14 protein-coding genes and 1 pseudogene are annotated in these 11,050 nt (G+C 37.1%); 7 read left to right on the top strand and 8 right to left on the bottom strand.

Annotated features, from left to right (window positions below):
- The 6 genes from R3333_RS08360 to R3333_RS08335 form a co-directional block, all read left to right on the top strand.
- Positions 1–1,057 (top strand): GIY-YIG nuclease family protein (locus tag R3333_RS08360; protein WP_318958333.1); only part of this gene is annotated, 1,057 nt, incomplete at its 5' end.
- Positions 1,058–1,381: 324 nt separating this feature from the next.
- The gene (locus R3333_RS08355; protein ID WP_318958332.1) at positions 1,382–2,467 is read left to right on the top strand and encodes a M42 family metallopeptidase; all 1,086 of its coding nucleotides are present in this window, start codon (positions 1,382–1,384) and stop codon (positions 2,465–2,467) included.
- A gap of 5 nt (positions 2,468–2,472) precedes the next feature.
- Positions 2,473–3,471, top strand: coding sequence for a DNA polymerase III subunit delta (holA, locus tag R3333_RS08350; RefSeq protein ID WP_318958331.1), 999 nt, complete (start codon positions 2,473–2,475; stop codon positions 3,469–3,471).
- Positions 3,471–4,175 carry an RsmE family RNA methyltransferase gene (locus R3333_RS08345; RefSeq protein ID WP_318958330.1) on the top strand — a complete coding sequence of 235 codons (705 nt, stop codon included), beginning with the start codon at positions 3,471–3,473 and terminating at the stop codon, positions 4,173–4,175. The genes holA and R3333_RS08345 overlap by 1 nt, the downstream gene beginning before the upstream one ends.
- Positions 4,176–4,218: 43 nt before the next feature.
- The gene (locus R3333_RS08340; RefSeq protein WP_318958334.1) at positions 4,219–4,881 is read left to right on the top strand and encodes a DUF4159 domain-containing protein; all 663 of its coding nucleotides are present in this window, start codon (positions 4,219–4,221) and stop codon (positions 4,879–4,881) included.
- Between the two features lie 9 nt (positions 4,882–4,890).
- Positions 4,891–5,880 carry a hypothetical protein gene (locus R3333_RS08335; protein ID WP_318958329.1) on the top strand — a complete coding sequence of 330 codons (990 nt, stop codon included), beginning with the start codon at positions 4,891–4,893 and terminating at the stop codon, positions 5,878–5,880.
- Here R3333_RS08335 and R3333_RS08330 read toward each other — a convergent pair.
- Positions 5,877–7,127 (bottom strand): DUF2130 domain-containing protein, encoded by a 1,251-nt coding sequence (locus tag R3333_RS08330; RefSeq protein ID WP_318958328.1) that lies wholly within the window; start codon positions 7,125–7,127, stop codon positions 5,877–5,879. The two genes, R3333_RS08335 and R3333_RS08330, sit on opposite strands and share 4 nt — an antisense overlap.
- 1 nt (position 7,128) lies before the next feature.
- Positions 7,129–7,584: a 3-oxoacyl-ACP synthase gene (locus R3333_RS08325; protein ID WP_318958327.1), complete on the bottom strand. Its 456-nt coding sequence runs from the start codon at positions 7,582–7,584 to the stop codon at positions 7,129–7,131.
- A gap of 150 nt (positions 7,585–7,734) precedes the next feature.
- Between R3333_RS08325 and R3333_RS08320 the strand changes: the two genes are divergently transcribed.
- A complete protein-coding gene (locus R3333_RS08320) occupies positions 7,735–8,622 on the top strand; it encodes an RluA family pseudouridine synthase (protein WP_318958326.1) in 888 nt (295 codons plus the stop codon).
- Here R3333_RS08320 and R3333_RS08315 read toward each other — a convergent pair.
- From R3333_RS08315 to R3333_RS08290, 6 genes and pseudogenes are all read right to left on the bottom strand, one after another.
- On the bottom strand, positions 8,609–9,037 hold the full coding sequence (locus tag R3333_RS08315) for a hypothetical protein (protein ID WP_318958325.1): 429 nt from the start codon (positions 9,035–9,037) through the stop codon (positions 8,609–8,611). The two genes, R3333_RS08320 and R3333_RS08315, sit on opposite strands and share 14 nt — an antisense overlap.
- A gap of 3 nt (positions 9,038–9,040) precedes the next feature.
- On the bottom strand, positions 9,041–9,655 hold the full coding sequence (locus tag R3333_RS08310; protein ID WP_318958324.1) for a hypothetical protein: 615 nt from the start codon (positions 9,653–9,655) through the stop codon (positions 9,041–9,043).
- Positions 9,656–9,676: 21 nt separating this feature from the next.
- Positions 9,677–10,069, bottom strand: coding sequence for a hypothetical protein (locus R3333_RS08305; RefSeq protein WP_318958323.1), 393 nt, complete (start codon positions 10,067–10,069; stop codon positions 9,677–9,679).
- A gap of 8 nt (positions 10,070–10,077) precedes the next feature.
- The gene (locus R3333_RS08300; RefSeq protein WP_318958322.1) at positions 10,078–10,344 is read right to left on the bottom strand and encodes a DUF493 family protein; all 267 of its coding nucleotides are present in this window, start codon (positions 10,342–10,344) and stop codon (positions 10,078–10,080) included.
- Positions 10,341–10,919 carry a hypothetical protein gene (locus tag R3333_RS08295; RefSeq protein ID WP_318958321.1) on the bottom strand — a complete coding sequence of 193 codons (579 nt, stop codon included), beginning with the start codon at positions 10,917–10,919 and terminating at the stop codon, positions 10,341–10,343. The genes R3333_RS08300 and R3333_RS08295 overlap by 4 nt, the downstream gene beginning before the upstream one ends.
- A 2-nt stretch (positions 10,920–10,921) precedes the next feature.
- Positions 10,922–11,050 (bottom strand): annotated as a pseudogene (locus R3333_RS08290) (TerC family protein); the annotation flags it as partial.

Here is an 11,050-nt window from a genome sequence, read left to right as displayed (position 1 = left end):
CGATTTTCGTTATCCACACATGTGTACAGTAAGGGCTTCGCGCATCTTGCTTCCAGGACATGACTCGTACAGTTTGGGTAAACTAACCAATGATTTAGGTATAGAACTGGTGGGTAGACACAGGGCTGCTGGAGATGCTATGGCTACAGTTGAGTTATTCAAAATACTTTTTGAAAAAGATAGTAATGACCTCAACACATTTATTACTTCAGAAATTAATCCTTCCATCCTCCACCCTAATTTAGATTTGAGTCAACTCGAAGATATACCCAACAAAACGGGTGTATACAGGTTTTACGACGAAACCAATAGGTTGATATACATTGGAAAGAGCAAGCACATCTTAACACGTATCAAGCAACACTTAAAAAACAGTAAAACCAAGCGTGCGATAGAAATGCGTGAGAATATTGCACGTATTGAATATGAGCTCACAGGATCAGAAATGATTTCCTTGCTTTACGAATCTGCGTTAATCAAGCAATACAAACCAATTTACAACCGTGCGTTGAGAAGATCGAACTTTTCACACGGTTTGTTTTCATACACAGATAATGGCGGCTACATCAACCTGTATGTAGATACCTTAAACAAGAATACAGATCCTCCTATCACTACTTTCACCTCAAAGGCAGACAGTAAAAAGTTTTTGGAAGATATAGCTGGGAAACATGTCTTGTGTCAAAAATTACTAGGCATCTACCCTACTCAACACGCTTGCTTCAGTTATCATACCAAGCAATGTTTTGGTGCGTGTATACAAAAGGAACCTACCCTTACCTATAATGCTAGAGTGAATAGTTTTATTGATTCTATGGCTTTTGACAATGAGAATTTCTTCATCATCGAAAAAGGACGAAAAAAAGGAGAAAACAGTATTGTTTTAATAGAAAATGGAATTTATGTAGGCTATGGTTACCTTCCCTTTTTTCATATGAATAAAAGCATTGAAGTTTGGAAAGAAGCCATTGAGCATCAACACGAAGACAGAGATGCCCGTACGATAATTAGGTATTATCTCCGTAAAAATAAAGATCTGAATATTAGACAGTTCTAAGGGGTTAATTCTCCTTAGCTTCTTGTAGTTTCTCTACATATTTTACCACCCCAGAAATCACCATCACCATCACCAAAAAAGCCAAGAAAATTATCATGTTACGTTGTCATTTGTTGTTCTACAAATTCTAACGTCTTTTTGCGTCAAATCTTGTGTTTAAAGGATATTTTTTATGGATATTTTTCTTTTTAATGTGGGGATGTTACTTCGTTACCATTTTTTTCATTCTTCTATACAGAAATCATCTCCTTTCCACCTCAAAATCTACAGAAAAAACTATTTTTACCTATTGCAAAAATTACAACAGATCGAAAGCAAAACATTATGGCAAAAAAAGATATCATCACGAAAAAATCACTTGATTTTTTAACCAAATATTTAAACAATACATCACCAACTGGCTTTGAAGCTGAAGGACAAAAACTTTGGTTGAGCTACATTAAGCCATACATAGACGAATACTTTACAGATAACTACGGAACTGTAGTTGGGGTTATCAACCCTGAAGCTAAATACAAAGTTGTAATTGAAGCGCACGCTGATGAAATTTCTTGGTTTGTGCATTACATCACTAAGGATGGATTTATCTACTTGAGAAGAAATGGTGGTTCTGACCATATCATCGCTCCATCAAAAAGAGTAAACATACATACAGACAAAGGAATTGTAAAAGCTGTTTTTGGATGGCCTGCCATTCACACGCGTCATGAAAAAGAAGTAACACCTTCTATGAAAAACATCACCTTAGATTGTGGATGTGATACAGCAGAGGAAGTTGAAGCTATGGGCGTTCATGTTGGATGTGTAGTAACTTTTGATGATGAATTTACAATCTTGAATGAGAAGAAATTTGTGGGTAGAGCTTTGGACAATAGAATTGGTGGTTTCATGATTGCTGAAGTTGCGCGTTTATTGAAAGAAGAAAAGCACAAATTAGATTTCGGATTGTACATCGTAAATGCTGTTCAGGAAGAAGTAGGTTTACGTGGAGCACAAATGATTGCGCATAAAATAAAGCCGGATGTTGCCATCATTACAGATGTTTGTCATGATACACAAACCCCAATGATAGACAAAAAGGTACACGGTGACCAAGCTGGAGGTAAAGGTCCAGTTTTAACCTATGGTCCTGCCGTACAAAACAACCTTTTGAAACACATCATCGAATCGGCCAACAAAAATAAAATTCCATTCCAACGTGCTGCGGCATCAAGAGCAACAGGTACAGATACAGATGCCTTTGCTTACAGTAACGAAGGAGTGCCAAGTTCATTAATTTCTTTGCCATTGCGCTATATGCACACCACAGTGGAAATGTGTCATAAGGATGATGTAGAAAACACCATTCGTTTGATCCTAGAAGCGGTGAAGAATTTGAAAAGCGGACAAGACTTTAGATACCTTAAATAAGCTCAATGAGTGAAGTTGAAATCATAAAAAAGGTAAAGCAAAAAGACTTTGCACCTGTGTATGTTTTACATGGGGAAGAACCTTATTTTATAGACTTAATAACCCAATCCATCATAGAAAATGCCTTGGATGAAAGTGAAAGAGATTTCAACCAAACTATTTTATACGGGAAGGATTGTGATCCGGTAGCACTGGTTTCTCAAGCCAAACAATTCCCAATGATGGCTGAACGTCAACTTGTAGTTTTGAAGGAAGCCCAGGATATGAAAAACTGGGAAATGGTAGACGCATACATGCAGAACCCTGTACCGACTACCGTTTTTGTGATTGCTCACAAATACAAAAAGGTAGATGGTCGAAAGAAATTCCTAAAGGAAGCCAGCAAAAAAGGTGTCGTTTTCTTAAGTGAAAAAGTGAAGGATTGGAACCTCAATGCTTGGATTCAAGACTTTGTTAAAAAAGAAGGGTTTAGCATTACAGACAAGGCGTTAAACCTTTTGGCCAACGCTACGGGAAATGATTTATCCAAAATCACCAAAGAGTTTGATAAACTGTCTATAGTTCTTGAGAAAGGAACGCAGATTTCTGACATTCACATTGAAGAAAACATTGGTATTTCGAAAGATTACAATGTGTGGGAATTAAAAAGTGCCGTTCAAGAGCGACAAGTCAAAAAAGCCTTGGAGATCGTTAAATACTTTGATCAAAACCCTAAAGCTACAGCAGGAGTTGTTGTCGTGAGCACTTTGTTTGAATTGTTCAAACAGTTGATGTACATGCACTTCTCCAAGAACAATACAGATCAAGAAATTGCGACAGGTTTAAAAATGAACCCTTTCATTGTTCGAAAAACGCGCCAAGCAACAAAGATATTCCCCGTAAAGAAAACCGCTAAAAACATTGCTATACTTCAAGAATTTGACTTAAAGTTCAAAGGAATTAATCGTGGTCAGGCCACAGATGGAGAATTATACAAAGAATTAATTTACAGACTCTTGCACTAATGAGACAGTTTTATCTTCCAGAATTAACGAAAGAAAATAAGACCTTCACTTTACCCGTTGAGGAATCCAAGCATATTTCACGCGTACTTCGCATGAAAAACGGTGATGAAATACAATTGCTCAATGGTAAAGGATTAGTGGCTGTTGCGGCAATAAGCGATAACAATCCTAAAGCAACGCGTGTTGAAGTACTTCATTTAGAAGAACACGAAGCTCCTAAAGAGGAAATTCACATTGCTATTGCTCCTACCAAGAATAACGACAGAATAGAATACTTCTTAGAGAAAGCCACAGAAATTGGCGTGAGTAAAATTAGTTTGTTACTTACCGATAATGCAGAACGCACTAAAGTAAAGCTAGAACGTTTCGAGAAAATTTTGGTAAGTGCCATGAAACAATCCAAGCGTGTTCACCTTCCAATTCTAGAAGATTTAGTGAAAAGTAAGGACTTTATTACTGCTCATCCCAACGGCTTAATAGCACATTGTTACGAGGACACTAAAACCAATATATTCACTTCTTTTAAAGCACAAGGATGTCCTATCATAATAGGTCCAGAAGGAGATTTTTCTGAAGCCGAATTAAGCTTAGCAAAAGAAAATGGTTACACACCAATTGCCTTGGGTGAAAATAGGTTAAGAACAGAAACAGCTGGTATTTACGCGGTAACTGTTGCTCGACTTTGGTTAGATATGAATTCTTAAATTATCTCCTTACATTAGAAGAAATAGAAACGGCATGAAAATCATCAAACACCTTGCATTATTCCTAGTTCTTATTGCACTCACTAGTGCATCAGAAACTGCCAGCTATCAATTAGCTGTATTGAAATACAACGGAGGTGGAGATTACTATGCAAATCCAACCGCTGTTCCCAATCTGATTAAATTTTGCAATCAAGAATTGGGTACTAATATTTCAGAAGAAGTCCCCTATGTTGAAGTCGGATCCACAGACATTTTTAACTATCCTTACATTAACATGACAGGACACGGGAATGTTGTATTCTCAACGGCCGAAGCTGAAAATTTACGTAACTACCTTATGGGAGGTGGCTTCTTACATATTGATGATAACTATGGAATGGATAAATTCATTCGCCTAGAAATACAAAAGGTATTTCCCAACAATGCTTTGGTTGAACTCCCTAACGACCACGCTATATTTAACCAGAAATACACCTTCGACGGTTTACCAAAAATCCATGAACACGATGGTAAAAGAGCCCAGGCATTTGCCATTATCGTAGAAGGAAGAATTGTGTGTCTTTACACTTACGAAACGGATCTTGGTGACGGTTGGGAAGACCAAAGTGTACATAACGATAGCGAAGATAAAAGAAACGAAGCCCTTAAGATGGGGGCTAACATTTTGCAATACGCCTTTCTCAATGGCGGTTTAGACGATTAAGAAAATAGAATGAGCAAATTATTTACGACATATATATTCATACTTCTTACTCTACCTGTATTAGCGTTTGAGTTTTCTAGAGAACAAAAAACACCTGATTTTCATTTTGAACCTTTTGAGCGAAACATTCACATCTCAGAAAAGTTAGATGCGGAAATTAGAAGTTTAGCAAACAAATCACAAGATGAATGGACCGGTCAAGACAGCTTGATTTATGGAATTCAACTCGTATTATTACACAAGTATGAGCTATCGCTCAATTTTATTCTAAGAACGGAGTATGATACGATTCACGATATTGAAAAAATGCATCTCTTTCAAGAAAGCTTTCTAAGAACTGAAGCTTATGAAGCCTTACACAAATCCATTCTGTTTGAAAAGGGTGAAGGCTACAATCGTGTACTTAGCTATCGCTTAGACGTAGCTCGAGCGATGCTCTTGTTGAAACAAGGCATTTGGAACAGTAACAGCAGTAAGTTGTTTCCTGAAATCATTCGTCTAAAAAAGGAGAAGAGGACGCGTGCCGAGAACATTGCAATCGCTCATGATATGGACAAAGCCCTGCGATTATTTGTTACGCATTTAAACCGACAAAGCAATGAAATTGTATCTGAAGCCTATGAAGAATTTGGTGATTTCCTTTTAGATAATTTCACAGAAAGCAACGCTTACATCGCTTATTCTTTGAGTAGATATTACTACAACCGAAACAAATCAGTTTCATCAAAAATTAAGGAAGTAAAAAGTACCATGGATGAGAAAAAATTCATCCTTCCTAGTTTTAGAAAAGTATTCGGAAAAATTCAACCAGGTAGGTTTAACTATGAGTTATTGAAGGAGAAGAAAATAGAAAAGGATAGTGTTAAAACACCTGTTATTAAAGTTCCTAAAAAAGAAAAGAATGACCTCCTCCCCCAATTCAATGGGCAGTTGATCATTCTTATCGGTATGTTTGTAATTCTTTTAGGGGTAATTCTCTTTGTGCGCACCAAACGCTAAAGCTCCAAACCTTTAATTTCTTGTACTGCCCCACCGGCAATACCCTTTACAGACCCATACATCTCGATTGTAGAGTTTACTACTTTATCGATTTGTTTTTCACGTTCCTTCCAGATACGTTGCATTGCACGTTTTTCTCTGTCTAATTCACTTTTCATAGCGCTAAAACCTTCTACAATTGCCTCAATTTGATGCTTGAATTCTGGCGAAATCATGTAGTTGTAGAGCAAGTTCATCTTATCTCCTTGATTTTCTTGAGAAGCTTTCACCAAAGAGGTTTTCAATAAGCCATCACGAATTACAGCAGCTAAGGCTTTAAACTCATGGAACTGACATACCCAGATTCCGTTATAGAAACCGAACTGTGTCATATCCTTTGGCATTACTTGGGTAATTAATATAGCTACTTCTGCTCCTTCATTACGCTGATCTAACTTTAACTTATCTACCCAATCATTGGCCCAGTTTTTAGTTCGCTTACTTTCATAAACAATCTTACCCGCGCTTTTACCCTGGGTGTCGCGTACTTCCTGGATACAATCTGCTCCCTTTATTCCTTTACTCACTTCTGTAATAACATCAAAAGGAAAGGCAGCGGCGAGTTGTTCTTCTATTTCTAGTTCTTGTACCTCACCTTGCAACTGCATAGACCCTTGTTGAGCCTTTCGCTTCATTTCTTCAATGAGCTTAGCTTGGTCTTCCATTTGCTTTTTGTACTCCTTTATCTTCAAAGCATTTTCCTCATCTTTACGTTGAGCAATTTCCTCTTCTATCTTTTTTCTAGAATCCAAAATCTTTTGTTGCACCTCAAGATCCAAACGCTTCTTTTGTTCTTCTATCTCTTGTTTTTGAATTTTAAGTTCTAATTCCTTTTTCTGAGCGGCCAATAATTCCTCATCCTTTTTACTGAGCTTTTCTTTAATCAACTCTAATTCCTTGGCACTTTTAGAAGAAATTTCTGCACTCAAAGTCGCCTCAATTTTCTTCTTCTCTTGTTCCAGTAATTCAGCGACACGTTTTTGTTGATATTCTTTCTCCTTCTTTTTAAAGTCCTCTAACTTTTGCTCTTGCTCTTTGATTTCTTGTTGTTGTTTTAACAAGGCTTCTTCACGAGCTTTGATTTTTTGAGCAACCTCATTGTTCTTTTCCTTGAGCTCCTTTCTCAACTTTTCTTCAATCTCTAAAGTTAAAGCTTGTTCTGCATGGAACGAGGTTCCACAATTTGGACAGGTAATTTGATCGTTCATCTTAAAATATCTTTTCTATGTTCTGCTTCATTCCATTAAAAACAAATTCATCTCCAACTTTCATCCCTAACATTGCTTGAACGATAGGCGCGGTTGGTGACACGGCAAAATAGGTCTTTCCTTCCAGTACTACCTTCCCCATTGCCAAAGAAATATAAAAAGCTCCCTTATTGGTTTCCACAACGGCACCCAAACTCACGGTTTCCATTTTTTCTAAGGGTAAACTTTGAACTCTGTTTTTATTTTGTTTGGTGGCCTGAATTATTTTTCCAGCTTTCTCCTGTTCGAGTTGTGCCATGGCCCTTCCCGTTTCGTGCTTATCTCCAGCTGTACTTTTGGTTTCACTTTGAACAGCTTCCAAGGCTTCATCCATGCGTTCTAATGCGCTTTTTAACTGTTCCTCAACAGTTTCTAACATTTTACCTTGTAACGCTTTCTTTAATTCTAATGTATCCACCTTCGCCTTTATTTAAAAATACAAGTTTAAAAGAAATAAGCGTTTTTCACAGGAAATAAAAGCGCCATATTTAGCAAAGATGATTTTTTTCAAACCCCAGTAGCCCACTCTTAAAACATTAGCTTGTGAAATTGTGTACATTTGAGACCCATGGAAATAATCTTGGCAACATATACTGTAGTAGACAATCCCAAAGACGTACGCGTTTCTGATTATCTTGTAGATAGATTTCCGCAATTACAATCTCGAAAAGCAGTAAAAAAAGCATTAAAGAAACACTTGCTGCTACACAATAAAAGTATAGCGCTTTCCGGAACTTTTGTGCAACAAGGAGATGTGTTTGAACTCCTGGAAGACACTGTGGTTCCTCCAAAGATTTTCCCCTTAGAATTAGAGATCGTTTATGAGGATGAATACCTGGCAGTTATCAATAAACCAGCAGGATATCCTGTTTCAGGAAATTTATATAAAACCATACACAACGCCCTACCTCACAATCTAAAACCATCACAACAAGAAGATGCCTTAGCTTGGCCCTTACCCATTCATAGGCTCGATGCACCAACTTCTGGCCTACTCATTATCGCTAAAACTTATTCCTCAAGAATAGCCTTAGGTGATATGTTGGCACATAAGAAGATTCAAAAACACTACCATGCCGTGGTTCAAGGATATTTAAAGATCACAGGAATTTTAAATACGGCGATTGAGGGTAAATCTGCCGCAAGTGAAATTAAGACTTTGTCTATCACTCCTTCAAAATACAATGGACATTTAAGCTTAATGGAGCTCTCTCCATTAACGGGAAGAACGCATCAATTACGCATACATTTAGCGCGGTTGGGACATCCTATTGCGGGGGATAAATTATATGGAATTCCAGGAAATACAATTGGGCATAAAGGACTTTTTCTAAGCGCAATTGCTTTGACCTTTACACATCCAATTACACAAGAAGAATTAAAGCTCTCGGTTGAACATCCTAAAAAGTTTGACAGCTATTTAGCGAGAGAAGCGCGAAATGCTACTCTTGCATAAAAGTGTATTTAATATCTTCTCTGTAACCTTCTAACATTAAAATGATTTCACTTCCTACTTCTTGTGTGTAGGCCAAATCAGAAATATCGAAAACCAAAGATTTAGAAACTAACTCTCTACAAACATCACCTTTTGGGTCTCTTTGTAAACGAATTCCACGTTTTGGGGGTAAGGATTTCATGATCATATTGCTTCCCACTAAACTAAAGCCTTGTTCTTCGCATCCACCAGAATAGCTTACATCTAAAAACATTAGGTTACCTTCTATACGAACACTATTAATTTGTGCAGTTGGTGCATTGAAATCAATTTCACCTAAAACGGCTTTGGGTGTTGCTGTGCTTTCTGCTGCATTTTTAGAGTTGCCACAGGCCATTACAAGCAGACTTATCGTTAATAAGAATATAGATCTCATAATTTAAAAATAAAGTGAATAACCAAAACCTATAGTAAATGCAGAAGAACCTCTTCTTAGGTCTTCCGCCTTTCTACCCGCCAATTCTTCTTGGTTGAGCATATGCGGTTTAAAGGCAAATCCATAATTTACATATGACAATACCAAACGGTAGCTTGATGTTGGTGTTGTCGTTAAACTCAAACCAAAAGTTGGTTCAAATGCGATAGCATCAAAAGTATAATTGGAAGCTGTACTTGCTAGACGATTGACATTATAGGCTGTTTTCAAACCATAATCTACACCTAATCTTCCGTAGTATTTCTCGTAACCCAATTTAAAATAAGCTCCACCAATGTGTAGACCTCCATCTAAATTATTGGGCGTCTTAAATTCGTTAATCGTAAAGAATTGATAGCGAAGTCCGCCTCCGAAATAGACATTATTTTTGAGTGAGTATTGATATCCAGCGTCCAAACAAATAAGTCCTTGCATAATTTCTCGAAAGGCAAAATTTGATAGTGCGTTTGGAAACGATATACCGGCCTGAAAAGAATGTGGTCCACCGTCAAACTCTTGTGCTTTCAACCCTGAGACAGAAATCATAAACACTGTGAGGACGAGCAATAACTTTTTCATGAAAATTCCTTTCTTCTAAAGTTAGAAATTATTTTGAATCTCAAAAAACTTCATGGTGTGTTGCTTATCGGTTTTCACATTGAAAGAATACTTTCCATCAGCAACTGTTGTAGTATCAAATGCAATAATGTGTGGTCCAGCTTTTCTCATTTCATTGAAAAATTCTTTAACCAATTTACCTTCCTTATCAAAAACAGAAAAATTCACTTCTTGATCTTCCTCCATGGTAAAGTAAAACTCCACCTCTCCTCTTGCAGGATTAACCTCCAGGGGATGCAAAACAATGAAAGAGCTTAAATCCGCTATATCTCTTTTCATATAACGCAGTACCAAACGGTAAACGATAATAAACACCAAAACTCCAAAGGTGATCCACAGTCCCTTAACCGCCATGTTCTGGAGGTCTACTTTCATTAAATACATCATAGTGCTATTACTCCTTTAATCGTTGCTACTTTTTGGTATATATCAATGATGGAATCTACATCCAACATTAGTTCTTTAACACTTACAGATACATACTTGCCTGTACGTGAATTATGATATTCTATTTCTGATTCTACGTTGAAATGAGCCACTACTTTGGCTACAGTTTCATTGTTGTTAGGACAAACAAACTTAAAAAAGTAAACTGCTGGCCATTCCTGGTCTTGCAACTTCTCCCTTAATCCATCAAATACGTCTTTCATCCGTTTAATTTAAGGAGCAAAGATAACCTTTTCAACTCATCTTTCAAGGCTTTGGGCAGTACATCGAAGTCCTTTTTTAGTAAGCTAAACGACTTCCCCTCATTCTCATCCCATTGGCGTATTGCTCCCATAATTAACATGGGATCTGGCGCTTTGGAAACAATTGGTTTTTCTAGATCTTCTGGATAGTCGAAAGACCATTTTTCGGCGTGTGCCAATTCTACGTTCAACCATTGATTCACAACCTTATGAATGTCCTCACTTTGCTTACAACGCAGTACATCCTGTTTAAATCGTCCTCGGTAGTAAAACATTTGTTGAAAGCATTCCATTACCTTATTCGAAAGTGGAAAATCATCATACGTGATGGATTCAGGCTCAAAACTATCCTCAGTAATGCATTCAAAAGCAGCATACTGTTGTTGAATTTTCTTGAGTTTACTTCTGAAAACCTTTGGAATTGCAGGTCGAGTAAGAAAAAACTGTTTGTGTTCAAACAACATTTCTTCCCATTTATCACGTGCATCCTCTTCTGCTGAGAGCGGAAAATAAATTTGAGCTTCTTGGATATCCACTACTAATTTTTGTTTTTGCGCATTTTCATATTTAGAAACTCTACTGCCAAAGCAAATACAATAGCAAAGTATAAGTATCCTTTAGGAACAGCACCTATATGTTGATTGAAAACAACTGCATTAGAAAGGTG

The organism is Lishizhenia sp. (assembly GCF_033720595.1).
In the GTDB taxonomy this organism is placed as follows: Bacteria; Bacteroidota; Bacteroidia; order Flavobacteriales_D; family Crocinitomicaceae; genus Lishizhenia.
Note: the sequence above shows the minus strand (reverse complement) of the source record. Positions and strands in the feature narration are given on the sequence as shown.

Bases quoted from the DNA above. Each gene is read 5' to 3' on its own strand.
- R3333_RS08330 (WP_318958328.1), bottom strand. From the start codon at position 7,127: ATGAACGATCAAATTACCTGTCCAAATTGTGGAACCTCGTTCCATGCA.
- R3333_RS08305 (WP_318958323.1), bottom strand. From the start codon at position 10,069: ATGAAAGTAGACCTCCAGAACATGGCGGTTAAGGGACTGTGGATCACC.
- holA (WP_318958331.1), top strand. From the start codon at position 2,473: ATGAGTGAAGTTGAAATCATAAAAAAGGTAAAGCAAAAAGACTTTGCA.
- R3333_RS08310 (WP_318958324.1), bottom strand. From the start codon at position 9,655: ATGAAAAAGTTATTGCTCGTCCTCACAGTGTTTATGATTTCTGTCTCA.
- R3333_RS08315 (WP_318958325.1), bottom strand. From the start codon at position 9,037: ATGAGATCTATATTCTTATTAACGATAAGTCTGCTTGTAATGGCCTGT.
- R3333_RS08320 (WP_318958326.1), top strand. From the start codon at position 7,735: ATGGAAATAATCTTGGCAACATATACTGTAGTAGACAATCCCAAAGAC.
- R3333_RS08300 (WP_318958322.1), bottom strand. From the start codon at position 10,344: ATGAAAGACGTATTTGATGGATTAAGGGAGAAGTTGCAAGACCAGGAA.
- R3333_RS08335 (WP_318958329.1), top strand. From the start codon at position 4,891: ATGAGCAAATTATTTACGACATATATATTCATACTTCTTACTCTACCT.
- R3333_RS08355 (WP_318958332.1), top strand. From the start codon at position 1,382: ATGGCAAAAAAAGATATCATCACGAAAAAATCACTTGATTTTTTAACC.
- R3333_RS08345 (WP_318958330.1), top strand. From the start codon at position 3,471: ATGAGACAGTTTTATCTTCCAGAATTAACGAAAGAAAATAAGACCTTC.